Below are 19,940 nucleotides of genomic sequence, written 5' to 3' on the forward strand. Positions count from 1 at the left end.
GGAGCGCTGGACACCTCGCCAATGCGGAACCACCGGCCGCCGCGACAAGCCGGGCCGAGGTCCCGCTCGCGGCGGAGGAGAGGATGCTCCTGCCCGAGGCTCGTCGCACGGGTTAGTGCCTGCGCCCGGCGGATACCGGCTATTCTCCATGGGTACAATCGCGAGACAGGGGCGCGGCATGCTCGGCGCAATCGCTTTGGTGGTCTCGATACTCTCGGCGTTGACGGCCTATAGTATTGGTCGCCGCTCCGTGGATCGGACCGCCCATCAGACCTTATCTGAACTGGCGCTACGGCTGAGCGAGGCGTTCCTCGAATACCCTGAACTGCGCCCTTACTTTTATGACCGAAAAGAGTTGTCTTCTGATGATGCCAGCGCGAATCGTGTGCTCGCCATGGCGGAGATGATGCTGGACGCCTGCGAGTGGGTTTTGCAGGGACGTTATAAGTTGAGTAAATATGATCGCGCGGGCTGGGAAAGCTATGCAAGGCACATGCTCGAAAACAGTCCCGTCATGCGCGCCAACCTGGCGGAGCATTCCGACTGGCACCCATTGGTCTCCGGGCTCCTGTGAGAGAACATCGCGGCCGGTCGGGGCCCACCAGCGCAGGGCCTACTCGTCCGCGGCGAACTGTTCGGAGCCGATGACCCGGAGGAGCTCCAGGTGGTCGAGGTCGGCGGCGCCGGGCGGGGCGGTGTAGATGAGAAGGCGCTGGTCCTCGCTCGGGGTCAGCAGGATCTCGCGGTCGAGCACGATCGGCCCGATGGTCGGGTGGAGCACCCGCATCCGGCTGTGCCGGGGGACGGCCACCTCGTGCAGCTGCCAGAGCGCGACGAACTCCGCGCTCGTCGCGCTGAGCCTGGCGACCAGCGCGGTGGAATCGGCGTCGTACCGGCGGCGCGCGACCGCCGCGCGCAGGTCCGCGACCAGGCGGTGGCCCTGGTCGTCCTGCTCGTCGGCCGGGTAGGCGTGCCGCACCGCGGGGTCGTTGAACCACTGCCACACGATGTTGTGGTCCTGCGTGCAGTCGTGCCGGCGCAGCGAGCAGGGCCCGCCGAACAGGGCGAAGGCCATGGCGTTCTGCGCGAGGATGTCGCCGAGGTCTGTGAGGATCTGGGCCGGCGTCGCGGTCAGCTGGTCGAGCAGGTGCAGCAGGCCGGGGCGGACGTGGTTGCCGGCCAGACGCCCGGCCGGTGGCCGGTGGCCAGCCAGGACGTACAGATGGGCCCGTTCGTCCTCGGTCAGCCGCAGCGCCCGGGCCAGCGCGGTGAGCACCTGCGTCGACGGCTGGGGGCTGCGCCGCTGCTCCAGGCGCATCAGGTAGTCGGCGGAGATGCCGGCGAGCTGGGAGACCTCCTCGCGGCGAAGCCCCGGGGTGCGCCGGCGCGGTCCCCCCGGCAGCCCGACCTCGTGCGGGCGCAGCCGCTCGCGCGATCGGCGCAGGAAGTCGGCCAGCTCGGGACGGTCCATGACACCAAGGATCGCGCCGCCGGCGGTGGCCAGCCAAGGATCGCCGATCCTAGGGAAAGCCGTCCGCTGCCCGCCTCCGCCGCGCGATGCCAGCGTGGGCCGTGCCCAGCAACGACAGGTTCGGAAACGGCACAGTCGTTCGGAAACGGCAGAGTCGGAAGAGGTGCGGTGCCATGCAGGCGGTGCGGTTCAACGAGTACGGCGACGTCGAGGTGCTCGAGGTCGTCGAGGTGCCCCGGCCGATCCCCGGGGCCGGCCAGGTCCTGGTCGAGGTGAAGGCGGCGGGCATCAACCCGGGCGAGGCGGCGATTCGGACGGGCGCCTTCGCGCAGCGCTGGCCCGCGACGTTCCCCTCGGGTCAGGGCAGCGACCTCGCCGGCATCGTGACGGAGGTCGGCCCGGGGGTCACGCAGGTTGTGCCCGGCGACGAGGTGATCGGGTTCACCGACCACCGGGCCAGCCAGGCCCAGTTCGTCCTCGTCGAGGAAGGCAACCTCACCCGCCGCCCGTCGGGTGTTTCCTGGGAGGTGGCCGGTTCGCTCTTCGTGGCCGGCACGACGGCGTACGCGGCCGTTCGCGCCGTTTCGTTGGTGCCCGGCGACACCGTCGTGGTGTCGGGCGCGGCGGGCGGGGTCGGCTCCATCGCCGTGCAGCTCGCCACCGCCGCGGGTGCGCGGGTCATCGGCCTGGCCAGTCCGGCGAACCACGGTTGGCTCGCCGACCATGGCGTGATCCCCGTCGTGTACGGCGACGGGGTCGCCGACCGGATCCGGGACGCCTCGGGCGGACGGGTCGACGCCTTCATCGACACCTTCGGCGGTGGCTACGTCGAGCTCGCGGTCGACCTCGGGATTCGCCCGGACCGGATCGACACGGTCATCGACCCCGTGGCTGCGGAGAAGTACGGCGCCAGGACCGACGGCAACGCCGTCGCCGCGACCGCCGAGGTGGTCGCGGAGCTGGCCGCGCTGGTCGACAAGGGCGCGCTTGAGGTCCCGATCGCGAAGACCTACCCCCTGGCCGAGGTACGCGACGCCTACCGCGAGCTGGCCCACCGCCACACCCGCGGCAAGATCGTGCTGATCCCCTGACCGGGCACCGGGCCCGCGACAGGTCCCGTGGCCTCGCGGGCGGAGCGCGTCAGACGGCGGACGGCGGCGCGACGGCGGCAGCCGCGCCAGTCCGGCAGAGTCCCATGATCGCCGTTTCGGCCCTCCCGTGGTCGTTCCCGGCGCCATTTGGCGACCACCAGAGGGCCGAAACAACGATCATGGACGCACTGGAACTGCCAGGGCCGCGGTCGGGACGTACTGGAACTGCCAGGGCCGTGATCATGGACGCGCTGGGACTGCCGGAGCCGCGGTCCGGGGTGCCCTGGAGTGGCACCCGGACCGGCGGCGCGGCTGTGGGAAGAACTGGTCAGACGGGGGCCTCGACGGTGAGCTTCGGGTCGTGGGCCGGTGGGAGGTTGTCGCGCAGGTCGGTGACGAGGTCGTCGCGCAGCGACCGGGTGGCGGGGTCGTCCCAACGGTTGTGCCACTGCAGCGGGTCCTCGGCCAGGTTGTACAGCTCGCCCTCGGTCCCGTCATAGCCGCCGCCGGGCTCGTACGCGGTGACGAGCCAGCCGTCCCGGAACATCGAGCGCAGATGCAGATCCTCGGTGGGGAACTGGCTGTCCCACTCGGTGATGACGCGTTCCCGGCCGGTCCCGTCGGTCTTCGGCAGCGCCCTGCCCTGCACCCACTCGGGGACCGGGAGCCCCGCGATCTCGCAGAACGTCGGGGCGAGGTCGAGCTGGCCGACCGGGTCCTCGACGACGGTCGGGGTGACCCCGGCCGACGGCGCCGGCCGCCACACCAGGGGCAGCCGCATCAGCGCGTCGCAGTGGTACGGGCCCTTGAACAGCAGGCCGAAGTCGCCCTGCAGCTCGCCGTGGTCGGTGGTGAACAGGACGTCGGTGTCGTTCGTCCAGCCGCGCTCGTCGATCCGGCGCAGCACCCGGCCGACGGCCTCGTCGATGAGCTCGTTCTCGACGTGGGTGAAGGCGTTGACCTCGCGGACCTGGTCGTGGGTCATCAGGGCCGGGACGAACTCGGTGGGACCACCCTCCAGGTTCGGGTGCGAGCCGTCGTAGAAGGCCAGCCAGTGCGCGGGCTTGCCTTCGAGGATCTTCCGGGTGGCCTCGGGGGAGCCCGGATGCCCGGCGGGCAGGTCGAGGTCGCGCCAGTTGACCCGGCCCAGCTCCGAGGCGGGCGGGTCCCAGGGGTGGTGCGGGTCGGGGAAGCTGATCCAGCAGAACCAGTCCTCGTCGGCGTCGAGGCTGTCGAGCCAGGCGATCGCGCGCTCGGCCACCCAGTCGGTGTGGTACAGCTCGCGCGGCACCGGATTGACCTTCACCTGGGGCGCTCCGGTGTCACCGCCGCCGGCCGCGTTGAGGCCGCCGTTGGCGAAGAGCTGGTAGAAGTCCTGGGCGTGGTTGCCGGGATGCTCGTGGATCATCTTCCCGTAGTGCCACAGGGGGAGAGGCCCATGCATCGCGAGCTCCAGGTGCTCGAAGCCGCGGTGCGGGCCGGTCGAGCCGTCCCGGGCCAGCCGGTTCTCCGGCCAGCGGCCCTCCAGGTCGAAGCCGGGCTCGAAGTGCGCCTTGCCCAGCAGGGCCGTGCGGTACCCGTTCGCGTTCAGGTACGCCGCGATGCTGGGCGCGTCGGCCGGTAGCGGGACACCGTTGGCGTAGACGCCGTGGGTGCGCACGTACTGGCCGGTGATCATCGTGCTGCGGGCCGGCATGCAGACGACGTTCTGGTTCATCGCGCGGCGGTAGTTGAGTCCGGCGGCGGCCAGCCCGTCGACGACGGGCGTGCGGGCGACGGTGCCGCCGTTGCAGCCCAGCGCGTCGTAGCGCTGCTGGTCGGTGGTTATGAAGAGGATCTTGCGTCCCATGTCAGTGTTCCTTCGACGCTGGTGCCCGGCTCACGCGTGACCCGGACGGCAGGGTGCTGGACTGCTCGGTACTGGACGGCGGGGCGCCGGGCGGCAGGGTGCTGGACGGCGGGGCGTTGGACGGCGCGGTGCCGGATGCCCGGGTCAGGAGTGGCTCGATCAGGGCCGTCAGGGCGGCGCGGGCCGCGTCGACCGGCAGGTCGCGGCGCAGCAGGTCCCACATCTCCCAGCTGGCGGCGGTCTCGATGCCCGCGGCGCCAGGCTGGCCGACGGCGGAGAGCTCAGGGTTCAGCGCGCGGCGTAGGTGCCGGCGCAGCACCCCCCGGCTGTCGTCGAGAAGCTCGGCGAGTAACGGCGAGCTCGACTCGAGGCGCACCGCGACCCGGCGGACAGCGCTGATCTGTTCGAAGAGCTCGGCGCGCTGCCCGAGGGCGGCGGCGAGCCGCTCGGCGAGCGAGCGGCCCGGTTCCGGCGGCGTCAGCAGCGACCGCCACAGGTCGGCCCGCGACCGCGCCGCCTCGGCCAGCAGGGCCTCCAGGCTGGGGAAGTGGTGGAACACCGAGCGGGGCGCGAGCCCGGCCCGCTGCGCGATCTCGTGGGCGGTCGGAAGCGCTCCCCGCTCCGCGACCAGCGTGAGCGTCGCGTCCACGATCGCCTTCCGGTTGCGCGCCCCCCGCGCGTTGCGACCGTCCATGTCGGCCATCCTGAACCTAGTTGCACTCGAAGTGCAACTAGAGGCGCGGGGGGCGGTCCACCGGTCGCGCCGGCGCCGAGTCGGCACTCCCGTCGGTCATGATCGCCGTTTTGGCCCTGGGGTGGTTGTGGAAACGCCCAGGTCACGACCATGCGAGGGCTGAAACGGCGATCAAGACCAGCCGGATCGGCGCTAATTCCCACTAAGTGGGTGGGAAATCTGCTAGCGTCGTTGACACCGCCCGCGGCGACGTACGCGCGCCAGGTCGGGCCGTCGTACGGCGGCAGGTGAGACAGATCAGTTAACGTTCGAACCAGGTCAAGAGCGCCAGCGCAAGCCCGAGCTCGCTGGCCGGCAACCCTCCTCCGCGGTGGGGTGCCCCTCGGGTAGAGACCAGGCCGCGCCGGGATGTCCGGCCGGCAAGCGCGGACCCTTCCAGGGTCCCGGGACCCAAGGAGTATGGCTGTGGCGCGCCCTCAGTCCGTTCTCGATCGATCCTTCACTCCAGCCGCCACGGCTGGCACGGGTGGCACAGCCGTCGGCGGGGGCGACGCGGCCGGCCGCGCGGGCGACCCGGCCGCGGGCACGGGCGCTCCCGCGGGCACGGGCGCTCCCGCCGGCACGGCCGACCTCGCCGCCGGCGCGGGAGCCGTGCCGCTGCTGCCGGTCGTCGGCGGTGACCTTGACATCCCGCTGGTCGGCGGGGGCCGGACCCGGCACGTGAACCTCGACTACGCGGCGAGCGCGCCGAGCCTCACCAGCGCCGCCGACGAGGTGGCCAGGCTGCTGCCGTACTCGGCGAGTGTCCACCGGGGCGCCGGCTTCGCCTCCCAGGTCTGCACCGCCGTCTACGAGGACGCCCGCGCGGAGGTGGCGCGGTTCCTCGGCGCCCGCCCGGACGACACGGTGATCTTCACGCGCAACACCACCGACGCGGTGAACCTGCTGGCCCGCGCCGTCGCGCACCTGCCTGAGGGGCCTGGGCGGGTGGTCGTGCTCGACCTGGAGCACCACGCGAACCTGCTGCCCTGGTCGGCGCAGCACCGGGTCGTCGTGCCGGTCCGCTCGACCCTGGCGGGGACGCTCGACGCGCTCGCCGAGGCGCTGCGCGCCGAGCCGACGGCGCTCGTCGCCGTGACCGGCGCCTCCAACGTCACCGGAGAGCGGCTGCCGCTCGCCGACGTCGTCCGGCTCGCCCAGGCCCACGGCGCGCGGGTGTTCGTCGACGCCGCCCAACTCGCCCCGCACCGCCGGATCGACCTGGCCGTGCTCGGTGTCGACTACCTGGCGCTGTCCGGGCACAAGCTCTACGCGCCGTTCGGGGCCGGCGCGCTCGTCGGGCGGGCCGACTGGCTGCGGCTCGCGCCGCCGTACCTGGCCGGCGGCGGCGCCGTCCGCGACGTCAGCCTGCGCCCGCCGACCGCCGTGCCGTCGCCAGACGAGAACGGGCCGTCGCCAGCCGAGAACGGGCCGCCGTCGCCGGAGGTGACCTGGGCGGACGTTCCCGCGCGGCACGAGGCCGGGACTCCGAACCTTCCCGGCGCGGCGGCACTGGCCGCCGCCTGCCGGGCGCTCGCCGCGCTGCCCGCCGGGGCGCTCGCCGCCCACGACGACGCGCTGCGGGCCCGCCTCGAAGGTGGCCTCGCCGGCCTGCCCGGAGTCCGGGTCCTGCGGCTCTGGACCGACGCCGACCGCGACGACACCGGGAACGCCGACACCATGGACAGCGATACCCGAGACGGCCACACCGGGGACACGGCCCCGGTGGGGGTGGTCGCGTTCACCGTCGAGGGCCGCGACCCGGACGCGCTCGCCGCGTACCTGTCGGCGGAGCACGGGATCAGCCTGCGCGCCGGCCGGTTCTGCGCGCACCCGCTGCTGGGCCGACTCGGCGCGTCCGGCGGGGCGCTGCGGGCCAGCGTCGGCGTCGGCACCACGGCCGCCGACGTCGACCGGCTGCTCACCGCGGTGCGCGAGTACCTGACGACCGGCCCGAGCTGGCGCTACTCCCGTGGGCCGGGCGGATGGGCACCGGACGGCGACGACCGGCTGCTGCCCGGCTGGGCCAGCGGGGCGCCGGCCGCGCCCACGCCGGCCGCGTCGCCCTGCGACACCTGACAGAAAAGGCCCGCGTCCGAGTCCAGGCCTTCCTACGGCGTAGCGTCGTGTGCCTTCTCCTGAGGGCCTGACGGTGACGTCAGGACGGCGATGGGCCGAGGAGCTGGTCCTTGACCGAGTTGAGCAGCTCTCGCGACAGCTCGTCGTCATTGACCGCTCGGGCCAGCAGCATCGCGCCGACCAGTGCGCTGAGGGTCGCCTGGGCGCGGCGCCTGGCGGCTGCCGGGTCGCTGTCCGCGTCGAGCGGCGTCGTGAGCAACGTGACGTAGGACCGGACCTGCTCGGTGTAGGCCGAGCGGGCCCGGTCGGTGCTGCGGGCGATGTCGCCGCCGAGCGCGGCGACCGCGCACCCGGTCGCCGGCGCGTCACGGTGTCGCTCGGTCAGGTAGTCCGCGACGAGGCGGGCGACGCCGCGTTCGGCCACCGCGTCGAGGCCCAGCTCGAACTGCGCTCTCAGGTGTTCGACGGCCTCGGCGACGAGATCGTCGCGTGAGGCGAAGTGGCGGTAGAAGCCGCCGTGGGTCAGCCCGGCCTCCTGCATCAGCTCGGCGACGCCGGGTCCGTCCAGCCCGGCCTCGCGGAACCGGGCGGCGGCGATGGTGACCACGCGCCGGTGGTTGTCGTCCTTGACCTGCCGCGAATGCCCCATCCGTGGCGCCGCTAACCGGTCGGCAGGGCGGCGAGCAGCTCGCCGGTCGTGACGATCGAGTGGGCGTACGTCGGCCCGGTGATCTCGTGGGCGGCGTGCATCGCCTCCTGGCTGGCAGCGGCGGTCGCGTCCTTCACCAACGTCACGTGATAACCCAGCTCGGCACCAAACCTGCCAGTCGACTCGACGCAGGTGTGAGCGACGAGCCCGACCAGGATGATCTTCTCGATGCCGTGCTGCTTGAGCTGGAAGTCCAGGTCGGTGTTGGCGAACCCGCCGGACACCCAGTGCTCGTGTGTTATGACGTCGCCCGGCTGGGGTCCGAACTCGGCGTGCCACTGCGCACCCCAGCTGCCGTACTGCAGCAGGCCGCCGCTCTGGATCGCCCGCTGGCCACCGGTCAGATGCTTCCAGTTGTCGAAGTCACCAGGGCGCCGCCGGCGGTGTGGCGCGACGAAGACCTGGATTCCCGCGGCGCGGACGGCCTCGAGCACCTCGCGCAGATGTTGCCGCAGGTCGACCGACTCGGCGACCTGCTGGACCATCTGCCAGACCCTGCCCGCCTCGCCGAGGAACTCGTTGTACGGGTCGATCAGGATCAGCCCGGTCCGTTCCCGCTCGTACTCGGTGCGTGCCACCCCACGTCCCTTCGCCACCCTCTGGATGATCCCTGTCATCCAGAACGATGATGGGCATCATCCAGACTGTCAACCTGGGCGGCCAGACCCCGCAATCGCCCGAGCGCCCGCGGCTGCCAGGGCTCAAGGTCAGAGTCCGGGTCAGTGGGCGGTGAGGCGGGCGAGGAACTGCTGGGTGCGGGCCTCGCGGGGGTTGTCGAGCACCTGGCTCGGCGTGCCTCGCTCGACGATGCTGCCCGCGTCGAGGAAGAGGACCTCGTCGGCGATCTCGTGCGCGAAGGCCATCTCGTGGGTGGCGACGACCATGGGGAGGCCTTCGCGCTTGAGCGTGCCGACCAGGGTGAGCACCTCGCCGACGAGCTCCGGGTCGAGCGCCGAGGTGATCTCGTCGAGGAGCAGCAGCGCCGGGCCGGCGGCGAGGGCGCGCACGATGGCGAGGCGCTGCTGCTGGCCGCCCGAGAGCCGGTCCGGGTAGACGTCGAGCTTGTCGGCGAGGCCGATCCGGGTGAGCAGCTCGCGGGCCCGGTCGCGTGCCTCGGCCCGCGGCCGGCGGTGCACCCGGATCGGGGCGAGGGTGACGTTCCGCAGCACGGTCATGTGCGGGAACAGGTTGTAGGCCTGGAAGACCACGCCGATCCGGCGGCGCACCTCGTCGGCGTGGACCCGCGGGTCGGTGATCTCCCGGCCGTCCAGGTGGATGTCGCCGTCGTCGACGGTCTCCAGCAGGTTGAGGCAACGCAGCAGCGTCGACTTCCCGGAGCCGCTGCCGCCGATGAGCACGACCGCCTGGCCGGGGAGCACGTCGAAGTCGATGTCGCGCAGCACGACCGTGTCGCCGAACATCTTGCGCAGCCCGCGCACGGACAGCACCGGGGTGGGCGTTCCGGCGAGGTCAGCCACGGTGGTCGGCCCCCCGGCGGCGGGCGGTGCGGGCCCCCAGGTAGTCGGTGATCCGGGTCAGCGGAATCGTGATCGCCAGGAACAGCAGGCCGGCGAGCACGTACGGCGAGTAGTTGAAGTGCGCGGACGTGGCGATCTGCGCCGAGCGAACCGCGTCGACCACACCCAGCACGGACACGAGACCCGAGTCCTTCTGCAGGCTGATCGCGTCGTTCAGCAGCGGCGGCACGACCCGGCGCAGGGCCTGCGGCAGCACGACGAACCGCATCGTCTTGGCGTAGGAAAGGCCGAGCGAACGGGCCGCGGCCACCTGGCTGGGATGCACCGACTCGATGCCTGCGCGGATCACCTCGGCGACATAGGCCGTGTACGTCAGGGTCAGCGCGATGCCGCCGAGGACCACGGGGTCGCGCGGCGTGCCCTGCAGCCGCAGCGCGGGCAGCCCGAAACCGACCAGGTAGAGCCCGAGGATGACCGGCAGCCCACGGAACAGGTCGGTGTAGGCCGCCGCGAGCACCCGCAGCGGGAACAGCACCGGCCCGGGAACCGTGCGCAGCAGGGCCAACAAAAGGCCACACACTCCCGCGGCGACGGAGCAGACCACGAAGAGCCGAAGGTTGACGAGCAGCCCGTGCGAGACGGCGGGCCAGGCGTCGGCCATCTCGCTGCCGGAGAAGAACCGGGCCCGGACCAGCGGCCACCCCGAGCTGGTCCCGACCCCGATCACGAGCACCGCCGCGAGGACCAGCGTGCTGGCGGCCGCGATCACCACCGAGCGCCGACGGGCCCGCAGTCGATAGCGGTCCCGCTCCTGCTGGCGCTCACTCGCGACCCAGGCCACCCCCCTTGCCGTGTCGGCCCCGACGGCTGCCGTCCCGCCCGGCCGCGTCCCGGCCCCCCGCTTCGGGGGTTCCTGGGCCGCGGCCGGGCTCGCTCCCGCGCTCACCCGACGATGTCTACTAGATGCCGGCTACTGGAGCACCGGCGCTCCGGCGCTGGCCAGGTAGCGGTTCTGCAGGGTGCCCAGGTCGCCGCTCGCCGTAAGTTTGGCGAGGGCCGTGTCGACGTTCTTGACCAGCGGGTTTCCCTTCTCGAACAGCAGGCCGAACTGCTCCGGCGTTCCGGTCGACGGGAACTGGCCGACGATCACCGAGTTGTCGATCTCCGCGGCGGTCAGGTAGAAGCCGGTCGGCAGGTCCACGACGATGCCGTCGATCTGGCCGTTCTCCAGCGCGCTCTTGGCGTCGTTGACGTCGTTGAACACGGCGGCCGGCGTCGTCGGCCTCACCTTCTCGGTGATGGCGTCGAGGCTGGTCGTGCCGACCGGGGCGCCGAGCTTCGCGTCCTTGAGGTCGGCGAGCGACTTCGCCCCGGCGATCTTGCTGGACTTCAGCGCGACGATCGCCTGGGCGACGTCGTAGTAGCCGGTGCTGAAGTCGACGGCCTGCTTGCGGTCGGCGGTGATGGAGATCTGGTTGACGTCGAAGTCGAAGTTCTTGGCGCCGGGCGCGAACGACTTGTCGAACGGCTCGCTCACCCACTTCACCTGGTCCTTGGTGAAACCGAGCTGGCCCGCGACCGCGTAGGCGACCGCGCTTTCGTAGCCCAGCCCGTTGGTCGGGTCATTGTTGGAGAACCACGGGTCATAGGCCGGCGAGTCCGTCGCGACGGTCAGCTGCCCCGGGTGGACCAGGTGCAGCGCGGCGATCCCGGTCGCGCCGGGCGACGGTGCCGCGGCCGTCGGCGAGTCGTCGGAGGCGCACGCGGCGAGCGCGAGAACCGCCACCGCGGTGGTGGCGGCGACGACGACGGCGAACGACCGCGATCGGCGCGGACGAGGGCGAAGCATGAGAACCCTTTCAGGGAACGAGACGAAGGAGACGCGTGCGCGCCGGAGAACAGCCCGGCGACTCCGCCCGGGAATGGCCGCGTGTTCGAGCGCTAGCGGGGTTCGTCGCCGCGCAGGGTGACGCGCTGGATCACGCGGCGGTGGTCACCATAGTCGCCGACGACGGCGTGCTGGGTGGCCCGGTTGTCCCAGAAGGCGATGGTCCCCGGCTGCCAGTGGTAGCGCACCGTGAACTCCGGGCGCACGGAATGCTGGAAGAGGTAGGCGAGCAGCGCGTCGCTCTCGGTGCGCTTCAGCTCCTTGATGCGCGAGGTGAAGCCCGGGTTCACGAAAAGCGACCGCTTTCCGGTCTCCGGGTGGGTACGCACGACCGGGTGCTCGACCGGCTCCAGCTTCGTGAAGGTCTTGCCCTCCCAGGTGCCCTCGCCGATCAGGTCGAGGATGACCTTGAACTGGTCCTGGCCGTCGTGCACGGCGGTCAGCGTGCTCAGGAACTCCTGGAGCGCCGGGCTGAGGTCGTCGAAGGCCGCCTCCTGGTTGGAGAACAGCGTGTCGCCCCCGGCCCGGGGAACCTCGACGGCCCGCAGGATCGAGCCGAGCGGTGGGCGCCGCACGAAGGTCACGTCGGTGTGCCAGTGCAGTCCGCGCGAGACGTCGCTGACGTCGCCGTAGGCCGCCGCCAGCTCCCTGGCCTGGGTGTAGTCGATCTGGAACACCTCGGGCTGGTCGGGCAGGCCCGGGATCACCGGGTGGCCCTCCGTCGGCTCGCCGAAGCGGCGGGCGAAGGCGAGATGGTCCTGCGGGGTCAGGTCCTGGCCCGGGAAGAAGACCACCTTGTAGTGCAGCCAGGTGGCGCGGACCGCCGCGATCGTGTCGTCGTCGAGGGTCCGCAGGTCGAGGCCGGGGATCTCGGCCCCGAGGTTGCCGGAGAGCGGGATGACCTCGAAGGGGACGTCGGGTGCCGTGGCGGCGGCTGGGGCTTCTGGCGCGGTGATGGTCATGGCAGGTCTCCTTGCGAGGTGGGTCGAGGGTGGGCGCCGCTCGTGGGTGGGCGCCGCTCGGTCAAGGCGAAGCCCGGCTCAGCGCGGAGTGCGGTTCAGCGCGCGGGCGGTGGTTGCCCCGACGGCGCGTGGGCGCCGGCGGCGCTCTCGTCGATGCCGAGCTCGCGCAGCAGGCGTGAGCGCAGCGCGGTGAAGGCCCCGTCGCCGCGCAGCCGTGGGCTGGGCAGCTCGACCGGGACGTCGAGCGAGATGTGCCCGTCGGTGAGGACCAGCACCCGGTCGGCGAGCAGGACCGCCTCGTCGACGTCGTGCGTCACGAGCAGGACGGCCGGCCGGTGCCGGCTGCACAGCTCCTGGACCAGCGCGTGCATCCGGATCCGGGTGAGGGCGTCGAGCGCGCCGAACGGCTCGTCGAGCAGGAGCAGCGCTGGCTCGCGGACGAGGGCCCGGGCGAGCGCCGCCCGCTGCGCCTCGCCGCCGGACAGCGTCTTCGGCCAGTCCCGCTCGTGGCCGGTGAGGCCGACCTCGGCCAGCGCCGCGCGACCGCGTTCGGCCGCCGCCGCGCCATGCTGACCGAGGGTGACGTTGTCCAGCACGCTCTTCCACGGCAGCAGCCGCGGGTCCTGGAAGACGACGGCCCGGCGCTCGGGGACGAGGATCTCGCCACCGGCTTCGGCGTCGAGACCGGCCAGGGCGCGCAGCAACGTGCTCTTGCCGGAGCCGCTGCGGCCGAGCAACGCCACGAACTCACCGGGCGCGGCCTCCAGGTCGATGCCGCGCAGCACCTGGCGCGGCCCGAACGACCGGGTGAGGTTCCGGGTGACGAAACCGGCGTCGGCGGCTGGCGGCGTCGTGCGCGCCGAGTCCCGGGCGGCTCCCGTGGTGGTTGTCGTCAGCGTCCCGGTTGCCACCGCAGGACCCTCCTGTCGAGAAGTCGGATGAGCCCGTCCGTGACCAGGCCGAGCAGGGCGTAGATGACGAGGCAGAGCACGATCACGTCCGACTGGAAGAACGTCTGCGCGCGGATCATGAGGTAGCCGATCCCGCTGTGGGCGTTCAGCTGCTCGGCGAACACCAGCAGCAGCCAGGCCACGGCCGCCGCGAGCCGAAGGCCGACGAGGAAGCTGGGCAGCGCGCCCGGGATGACGACGTGCCGGATCAGCCCGGCGCGGCTGAGCCCGGCGACGTCGGCGAGCTCCCGGTAGCCCGGGTGCAGCGACTTGATGGCGACCGACGTGTTCACGTAGATCGGGAACGCCACACCCATCACGATCAGGCTGATCTTCGCGGTCTCGCCGAGACCGAGCCACAGGATGAGCAGCGGCTGGATGCCGATGATCGGCACGAAGCGCAGCATCTGGATGTTCGCGTCGACGAGGTCGTCGCCGACCCGGGTCAGCCCGGACGCGAGCGCGAGGACGACCCCGATCGGAACACCCAGTCCGAGACCCCAGAGCACCCGCCACAGCGACGCCTGCAGCGCCGCCCACAGCGTGCCGTCCCTGGCGAGGTCCCAGCCCACGGTGACCACCGCGGACGGGCCGGCGAGCACCCGCGGGCTCAGCCACCCGGCGCTCGACGCCAGCTGCCAGCCCGCGAACAGCAGCACCACCCCCGCCAGCCGCTCGACGCCGCGGGGAACCCGCCAGCGTGAACCGGCCGCCTCGCCGGGCCGGCGCGTCGGCAGCCGGACCAGGCCGCGCGCCGGTGCGGCGACCGCGAGGATCGGCTCGGCGCTCACGGGCTTGGCGCTCACGGGCTTGGCGGCCACGGGCTTGGCGCTCGGTGCCCGGCCGGCCTCGGTGATCTCGGAGAGGGTCACTGGCCCTGGGCCTTCGCGACGACCTGGTTGAACCGGGAGTCGAACTCCTCCGAGACGTCGATCTTCGCCGGGATCTCGCCCGCGCTCTGGAAGAGGTCGGCCAGCCGCTGCTGCGGGGCGACGATCCCACCGGGGAGCTGGAAGAACGTCGGCGTGCCGGTGGCGGCGACGATCTCGTTCGCGCGCTCAGGCGTGAGGCCGTAGAGCTTCACGTAGATGGCGTTCGTGTAGACGCCCGGGTGGTCGCCCAGGTAGGCCCACGCCTTCACCAGCCGGGTGAGGTAGTCGGCCTCGGCCGCGGTCTTCGCCGGGCTCGCGAGCGTGGCGTCACTGGCGATGACGAAGTTCGACCGGTCGGGCAGCGCGGTCGTCGTCGCCACGTTCTTCGCGGTGGGGTTCTTGGCGAGGAAGGCGCTGGTCAGCGGCTCGATGGACAGACCCGCGTCGACGGAGCCGCTCTGCAGCGCCGCGGCGACCTGCGTCTGCGGGATGTCGACCGAGTCGACGTCGGACAGCTTCAGCCCTGCGGCGTCGAGGGCCTGGAGCAGCACGGCCTCGCCGGCGGTGCCCTTCTGGTAGGCGACCTTCTTGCCCTTCAGGGACGCCCAGCCGGTGATGTCGCTGTGGCCGGGCGCGCTGACGAGCTGGTAGCTGCCCGTCCTGTACTGGAAGCCGGCCACCGCGTGCAGGCCCTGCTTCCCGGCCTGCGCGAAGATCAGCGGAGTGCTGCCGACGAAGCCGGTGTCGAGCGCCCCGGCCTCGAAGGCCTGCAGCATCGGCGGGCCGCCGATGAAGGTCGAGTACTCGACCTTGTAGGGGACGTTGGTGTCCTGGCCGGACAGCCGCAGCAGGTTCTTCAGGAAGTCCAGCTGGTCACCCACCCGCAGGGTCGTACCGGCGGGGATGGTCGTGCTGAGGCTCACGGGGGTGGCCGTGGCGGCGGCGGTCGCGCCGTCATCGGCCCGGGTCGACGCACCGCTCTTGCAGGCCGCGGCGGACACGGAGAGTGAAGCGGCAACGACGAGGGCGCACATGGTGCGACGAACGAGGGGTGAACGCACGGGAATCCATTTCCAGGCAGCATGGCGGTCGCCGACCACGGCGGGTCCGGGCGTGGGCGTACGGCAGGTGGGCACACGGCAGGGTGGGCGGACGGCAGGGTGGCCAGATGGCAGGGTGGCCAGGGAAAAAGGGGCACGCGGCGCGGCGGCGCGCGGCCGGTTGGCCCAGGGGTCTGTAGCCCGGAGGCCTCTGCCCCGGAGGTCCCTGCCCCGAGGTCAAAGCCCCGAGGTCAGAGTGTCGAGACGAGTCCGGTCGTCAGTGCGAACAGAGGGCGCTGCTGACGCGCTCGAAGTCGACGCAACGGCGCGTGGTCAGCTCTCCGCTGCGGCCCATCGTCGACACGCTGCCGATAGTCGACCAACTCGGTTGGGTTTGTCAACAAACAGTTCTGTGCGCGTCCTGGTCAGAGGGCGCCGAATCCCTGTTGGAGCCGGGCCAGGGCATCGTCGAGCACCGTCACCTGGTCCGGCTCCGGCTCCGGCGAGGACCGCTCGGCCGCGGGGAGCTGGCTGATCATCAGGATGCCGATGATGGCGCCGCTCACGGCTACGACGTCGCCGTCGTCCGGTGTCCGTCCGGCCCGTTCCGCCACGGCAAGGGTGAACTCGCGCAGGGCGGAGGTGAGGTGGTCCAGATGGGCCGCGCGGACCTCGGGTATCGCGGCGATGAGCTTGGCGCGGTGCTGCTCCAGGTCACGCTGCTCGGAGGTCAGGGTGGCGTAGCCGGCCCGCAGGGCCGCGCGGAACGCCGTGAGGACGCCCTCGTCGGCGGGTCGGGCGCGGAAGTGCGCCAGCAGGTCGTAGTCGGCCGCGTCCCACAGGACGAGGTCGGGCTTGGTCGGGAAGTGCCGGAAGCAGGTCCGCGACGCGATCCCGACCTCGTCCGCGATCATGCCGACCGTGGTCTCGGCGTAGCCGCGTTCGGCGAACAGGCGCAGCGCGGCCGCCTGGATCGCCTGCTTGAGCGCGATCGTCTGCGTCTGGCGCCACGACGGCCGATCCTGCGACAACTACGCGCTCCCATCGCCCAGGGCTGGCTCGATCATTGTCGCGGCACCCGGCTGGGGCACACCCGACTGCCGCGCGACCAGCGACACCGGTGGTGTCTCGACGTCGGCCTGGCTCCCGGCGGCAGCGGCGGCCGACGAGCCGATGGTCGCCCGGCGTGGGAACACCAGCAGCGCGAGCAGCGCCCCGGCGAACGCTATCCCACCGCAGAGCAGCAGAGCGGTGTCGACGCCGTACACGAACGCCGAACGGACACCGGCCAGCAGGGCGGGGGAGTGGACCTGGTCGGCCAGCGCCGCGCCGTCGAAGACCCCGCCACGCGCCACCCCGGCCTGAGCCGCGGTCAGCCCGGTGGTGTCGAGGTGCCCGCGGTAGCCGGCCAGCGCCGCGGTGCCGAGCACGGCGGCGCCGAACGGGCTGCCGGCGTCCTGCAACGCCTGGATGAGGGCTGACGCGGTACCGGCCCGGGCGACAGGGATGCGCCCGAGAGCCGCGGCGGTCGCCGTGGCGATCACCGTCCCGATCCCGACGCCGGTGATCGGGGTCCAGACGGACAGGAACCCGAGGCCGCTCGACAGGTCCGTGGCCGCCCCGACCATCAGGCCCGAGCCCATCACGGCGAAGCCGCCGGCGAGCACCGCCTTCGCGCCGATCGCCTTCGCGAGTGGTTCGGCGCCGGCCGCGCCGACGGCGAGCCCGCCGAGCAGCGGGAGCAGGCGCAGGCCCGAGCCGATCGAGTCGACCCCGAGCACGGCCTGGAAGTACTGCGGCAGCGTGAACAGCAGCCCGATCATCGCCAGCGAGCACAGGAAGGCCAGGACCGTGCCCCAGACGTACTCGGGAATGCGGAACAGGCTGACGTCGACCAGCGGTTCCCGCACCCGGACCGCGGCCGGCATCGCGGCCGGTGTCGTGGCCGGGCCCGGGGTCGACGGGCGCTGCCAGACCGCGAAGGCCGTCAGCAGGACCGTGCCGGCGGCGAGCGCGGCGATCACGACCGCCGAGGCCCAGCCACGGGTGCCGGCCTCGGCGAACCCGTAGACCAGCCCGGCCAGCCCAGCGCCGAACAGCACCATGCCGACGAGGTCGAGCCGGCCCTGCCGCGGGGCGCGGGACTCCGGCACCAGCGTGACCACGGCCACCAGAGCGATCACGACGACCGGCACGTTGATGAGGAAGACCCAGCCCCACCAGAACCGGTCGAGCAGCCAGCCCCCGAGGATCGGCCCGGTCGGCAGCGCCAGGAAGTTCACCCCGGCCCACACCCCGACCGCCCGGGGTCGCTCCTCCTCGGTGAACATGACCGTGACCGCCGACATCGCCATCACCACGATGCCGGCCCCGGCGACTCCGCCCACGGCGCGAGCGGCGATGAACATCCCAGCCGATCCCGACCAGGCCGCCCAGGCCGAGGTCGCCCCGAAGGCGGCGAGCGACCCGATCATCACCCGGCGCCGCCCGTACCGGTCGCCGAGCGAGCCCAGCGGCAGCATCGCGGCGGCCCAGGTCAGCAGGTAGGCCGAGGAGAACCACACCAGATCGGTGGCCGAGCCGTGCAGCCTCGGCGCGAGCACCGGCAGTGCCACCGACAGCACCGTCCCGTCCAGGCCGACCACGAACACCGCCACCGCGACCCCGCCGAGCGCCCACCACTTCCGACCCATCGCGACCACCCATGTCACTCGACGTCTATCTGTCAGTGAGTGACTCTAATGCAGTCGATGACGAACGTCGAGACCGGCTGTCGCGGGGTCTCTGGCGGCTCTGACCGGACGACGGCTGGCCCTCACCCGTCGACGGCGTAGGCCCGGATCTCGGGGCGCGGCGTCCGCGAGGCTCGGGGAGCCGACGCCGGCCCGGTCCGCGTGATCGCCGTTTGGACCCTCGAGTGGTCGTAGTCCGGGCTCGATCGCGACCACCGGAGGGCCGAAACGGCGATCATGCGCGAGTACGGCGCGTTCCTCGACGTCCGGGATCTCGCGACCGCCGCCGAGCGCGCGCTGCTGGGCTGGACACCGCGTTTCCGGTGGCGCGGGGCGACGGGCGGCTGACGCGTCCCCGTTGTTCGCCATCATTCCGGCGGCGAGTGAGGAGGGCGGCTTCGGCGCGAGACCAGGCGATCCAGGATTCGATCAGCGGGTTTTCCTGGGATGCGGCGACTCGTGGTCGTGTCATTCTGCTCTCGCTGGTCACTCTCGAGAAACATTTCCGCAGCAGCTGGGCAATGAATTACCCGTCCGGTTGACCCGCCAACCTGGGGATCCGCTGCCCACGTGGCCCCAGAGGATCACGCCGGTGACTTAGGGGTCGGTAGGGGTAGGGCATTCATCCTACGCCGGCTAGCGTCCATTCTCGACCATCGGCGAACCGATTTCCCGCGTGCGCGGAATGGGAGGGTGGATAGGCCATGGACCCGCTTTCTGAGGCGTTGGCGTCCGGTCTGGACGGGGCCGAGCTCGCGCGCTTCGCCCCGCCGAGCGAGTACCTCGCGGCACACCTGCGTGCCGAGGACACCGAGATGTTCACGGACGTGTTCGACAAGGATGTCCGCAAGTCGCTGCGGGTCGGCCGGGTGCCGATGCCGGAGCTCGCGCCGGACGAGGTGCTGATCGGGGTGATGGCCAGCTCGATCAACTACAACACGGTCTGGTCAGCCATGTTCGAGCCGATCCCGACGTTCCGGTTCCTGCGCCAGCTCGGCGCCAAGGGAGGCTGGGAGGCCCGGCACGACCTGCCGTACCACGTCGTCGGCTCGGACGCGGCGGGCGTGATCGTCGGGGTCGGGGCCGGGGTGCGCCGCTGGCGGGTCGGCGACCACGTGGTCACCAGCCCGATGCACGTCGACAGCGAGGAGCCGGCGACCCAGGCCGACGGGCTGCTCGGGGACGAGCAGCGGGCCTGGGGATTCGAGACCAACTTCGGCGGCCTGGCCCACTACGCGGTCGTGCGGGCCACCCAGCTCCTCCCGAAGCCGGGCCACCTGACCTGGGAGGAGGCGGCCAGCAGCCCGCTGTGCGCCGGCACGGCCTACCGGATGCTGATCAGCGAGCGCGGTGCGCGGATGAAGCAGGGCGACGTGGTGCTGATCTGGGGCGCGGCCGGCGGACTGGGCGCCTACGCGGTCCAGCTCGTGAAGGCCGGCGGCGGCATCGCCGTCGGTGTCGTCGGCTCGGACGGCAAGGCGGACCTCGTCCGCGCGCTGGGCGCGGAGGTCGTCATCGACCGCCGTGAGCTGGGCATGCCCGAGGGCGCGCCCACGCCGGCCGACACCCTGGCGGTCGGGCGCCGGCTCGGCGGCATCATCCGCCGCGAGGTGGGGGAGGACCCGCACATCGCCTTCGACTACGTCGGCCAGGCCACCTTCGGCACGTCCGTGTTCGTCGTCCGCAAGGGCGGCACGGTGGTGACCTGCGGCTCCAGCACCGGGTACCAGCACACCTTCGACAACCGCTACCTGTGGATGCGCCTGAAGCGGATCATCGGCAGCCACGCCGCGAACCTCCAGGAGCTGGCCGAGTGCAACCGGCTGCTGTCGCTGGGCCGGCTGCAGCCCGCGCTCAGCGCGACCTACCCGCTGGCCGAGGTCGGTGAGGCCGCGCGCCTCGTCCAGAACAACGGCCACATCGGCAAGGTCGGCGTGCTCTGCCTGGCCCCGCGGGAGGGCCTCGGCGTCACCGACCCGGCCCGCCGGGCCCGGATCGGTACCGACCGCATCACCCCGCTGCGGCACAACGGCCTGGCCAGAGCCGCGGCCTAGCCGCGATTTAGAGCGTGAGAAGACGGTGCTTC

The 19,940-nt window shown here is 72.1% G+C and carries 18 protein-coding genes and 1 riboswitch; of the genes, 4 read left to right on the plus strand and 14 right to left on the minus strand.

Annotated elements, in window-relative coordinates:
- Nucleotides 1-178: 178 nt before the first annotated feature.
- Nucleotides 179-574, plus strand: a complete 396-nt coding sequence (locus FRAEUI1C_RS39565; protein WP_013424203.1) for a hypothetical protein — start codon at nt 179-181, stop codon at nt 572-574.
- Between the two features lie 39 nt (nt 575-613).
- Here FRAEUI1C_RS39565 and FRAEUI1C_RS15260 read toward each other — a convergent pair whose 3' ends face one another.
- Nucleotides 614-1,471 (minus strand): helix-turn-helix transcriptional regulator, encoded by an 858-nt coding sequence (locus FRAEUI1C_RS15260; protein WP_013424204.1) that lies wholly within the window; start codon nt 1,469-1,471, stop codon nt 614-616.
- A gap of 173 nt (nt 1,472-1,644) precedes the next feature.
- Here FRAEUI1C_RS15260 and FRAEUI1C_RS15265 point away from each other — a divergent pair, with 173 nt between their 5' ends.
- Nucleotides 1,645-2,562, plus strand: coding sequence for an NADP-dependent oxidoreductase (locus tag FRAEUI1C_RS15265; protein ID WP_013424205.1), 918 nt, complete (start codon nt 1,645-1,647; stop codon nt 2,560-2,562).
- Nucleotides 2,563-2,890: 328 nt separating this feature from the next.
- Here FRAEUI1C_RS15265 and FRAEUI1C_RS15270 read toward each other — a convergent pair whose 3' ends face one another.
- Both FRAEUI1C_RS15270 and FRAEUI1C_RS15275 read right to left on the minus strand, forming a co-directional pair.
- Nucleotides 2,891-4,411 carry a sulfatase family protein gene (locus FRAEUI1C_RS15270; protein WP_013424206.1) on the minus strand — a complete coding sequence of 507 codons (1,521 nt, stop codon included), beginning with the start codon at nt 4,409-4,411 and terminating at the stop codon, nt 2,891-2,893.
- 1 nt (nt 4,412) lies between these two features.
- Nucleotides 4,413-5,105 carry a TetR/AcrR family transcriptional regulator gene (locus tag FRAEUI1C_RS15275; RefSeq protein WP_013424207.1) on the minus strand — a complete coding sequence of 231 codons (693 nt, stop codon included), beginning with the start codon at nt 5,103-5,105 and terminating at the stop codon, nt 4,413-4,415.
- 316 nt (nt 5,106-5,421) lie between these two features.
- A riboswitch (SAM riboswitch) is annotated at nt 5,422-5,537 on the plus strand.
- A 27-nt stretch (nt 5,538-5,564) separates the two neighbouring features.
- Here FRAEUI1C_RS15275 and FRAEUI1C_RS15280 point away from each other — a divergent pair.
- Nucleotides 5,565-7,223: an aminotransferase class V-fold PLP-dependent enzyme gene (locus FRAEUI1C_RS15280; RefSeq protein ID WP_157734946.1), complete on the plus strand. Its 1,659-nt coding sequence runs from the start codon at nt 5,565-5,567 to the stop codon at nt 7,221-7,223.
- 79 nt (nt 7,224-7,302) lie between these two features.
- On the opposite strand, the gene FRAEUI1C_RS15285 is transcribed toward FRAEUI1C_RS15280, so the two are convergent.
- The 11 genes from FRAEUI1C_RS15285 to FRAEUI1C_RS15335 form a co-directional block, all read right to left on the minus strand.
- Nucleotides 7,303-7,872: a TetR/AcrR family transcriptional regulator gene (locus tag FRAEUI1C_RS15285; RefSeq protein WP_013424209.1), complete on the minus strand. Its 570-nt coding sequence runs from the start codon at nt 7,870-7,872 to the stop codon at nt 7,303-7,305.
- An 11-nt stretch (nt 7,873-7,883) separates the two neighbouring features.
- Nucleotides 7,884-8,528 (minus strand): cysteine hydrolase family protein, encoded by a 645-nt coding sequence (locus FRAEUI1C_RS15290; protein WP_198318756.1) that lies wholly within the window; start codon nt 8,526-8,528, stop codon nt 7,884-7,886.
- 123 nt (nt 8,529-8,651) lie between these two features.
- Nucleotides 8,652-9,410 carry an amino acid ABC transporter ATP-binding protein gene (locus FRAEUI1C_RS15295; RefSeq protein ID WP_013424211.1) on the minus strand — a complete coding sequence of 253 codons (759 nt, stop codon included), beginning with the start codon at nt 9,408-9,410 and terminating at the stop codon, nt 8,652-8,654.
- On the minus strand, nt 9,403-10,356 hold the full coding sequence (locus FRAEUI1C_RS15300) for an amino acid ABC transporter permease (protein WP_013424212.1): 954 nt from the start codon (nt 10,354-10,356) through the stop codon (nt 9,403-9,405). Before FRAEUI1C_RS15300 ends, FRAEUI1C_RS15295 begins: the two co-directional genes overlap by 8 nt.
- A 24-nt stretch (nt 10,357-10,380) precedes the next feature.
- Complete coding sequence (locus FRAEUI1C_RS15305) at nt 10,381-11,259, minus strand: ABC transporter substrate-binding protein (protein ID WP_013424213.1); 879 nt, start codon at nt 11,257-11,259, stop codon at nt 10,381-10,383.
- A 92-nt stretch (nt 11,260-11,351) separates the two neighbouring features.
- The gene (locus FRAEUI1C_RS15310) at nt 11,352-12,260 is read right to left on the minus strand and encodes a TauD/TfdA dioxygenase family protein (protein WP_013424214.1); all 909 of its coding nucleotides are present in this window, start codon (nt 12,258-12,260) and stop codon (nt 11,352-11,354) included.
- Between the two features lie 95 nt (nt 12,261-12,355).
- Nucleotides 12,356-13,171 (minus strand): ABC transporter ATP-binding protein, encoded by an 816-nt coding sequence (locus FRAEUI1C_RS15315; RefSeq protein ID WP_013424215.1) that lies wholly within the window; start codon nt 13,169-13,171, stop codon nt 12,356-12,358.
- Complete coding sequence (locus tag FRAEUI1C_RS15320) at nt 13,153-14,082, minus strand: ABC transporter permease (RefSeq protein WP_013424216.1); 930 nt, start codon at nt 14,080-14,082, stop codon at nt 13,153-13,155. The genes FRAEUI1C_RS15315 and FRAEUI1C_RS15320 overlap by 19 nt, the downstream gene beginning before the upstream one ends.
- On the minus strand, nt 14,079-15,005 hold the full coding sequence (locus FRAEUI1C_RS15325) for an ABC transporter substrate-binding protein (protein ID WP_157734947.1): 927 nt from the start codon (nt 15,003-15,005) through the stop codon (nt 14,079-14,081). The genes FRAEUI1C_RS15320 and FRAEUI1C_RS15325 overlap by 4 nt, the downstream gene beginning before the upstream one ends.
- 542 nt (nt 15,006-15,547) lie before the next feature.
- Nucleotides 15,548-16,153, minus strand: coding sequence for a TetR/AcrR family transcriptional regulator (locus FRAEUI1C_RS15330; protein WP_013424218.1), 606 nt, complete (start codon nt 16,151-16,153; stop codon nt 15,548-15,550).
- Entirely contained in the window at nt 16,154-17,815 is a 1,662-nt protein-coding gene (locus tag FRAEUI1C_RS15335; protein WP_013424219.1) for an MFS transporter, read from the minus strand.
- A gap of 743 nt (nt 17,816-18,558) precedes the next feature.
- Between FRAEUI1C_RS15335 and ccrA the strand changes: the two genes are divergently transcribed.
- Nucleotides 18,559-19,908: a crotonyl-CoA carboxylase/reductase gene (ccrA, locus tag FRAEUI1C_RS15340; protein ID WP_013424220.1), complete on the plus strand. Its 1,350-nt coding sequence runs from the start codon at nt 18,559-18,561 to the stop codon at nt 19,906-19,908.
- The last annotated feature ends 32 nt before the right edge of the window (nt 19,909-19,940 follow it).

Origin of the sequence: Pseudofrankia inefficax (assembly GCF_000166135.1) — a bacterium.
GTDB lineage: Bacteria > Actinomycetota > Actinomycetes > Frankiales > Frankiaceae > Pseudofrankia > Pseudofrankia inefficax.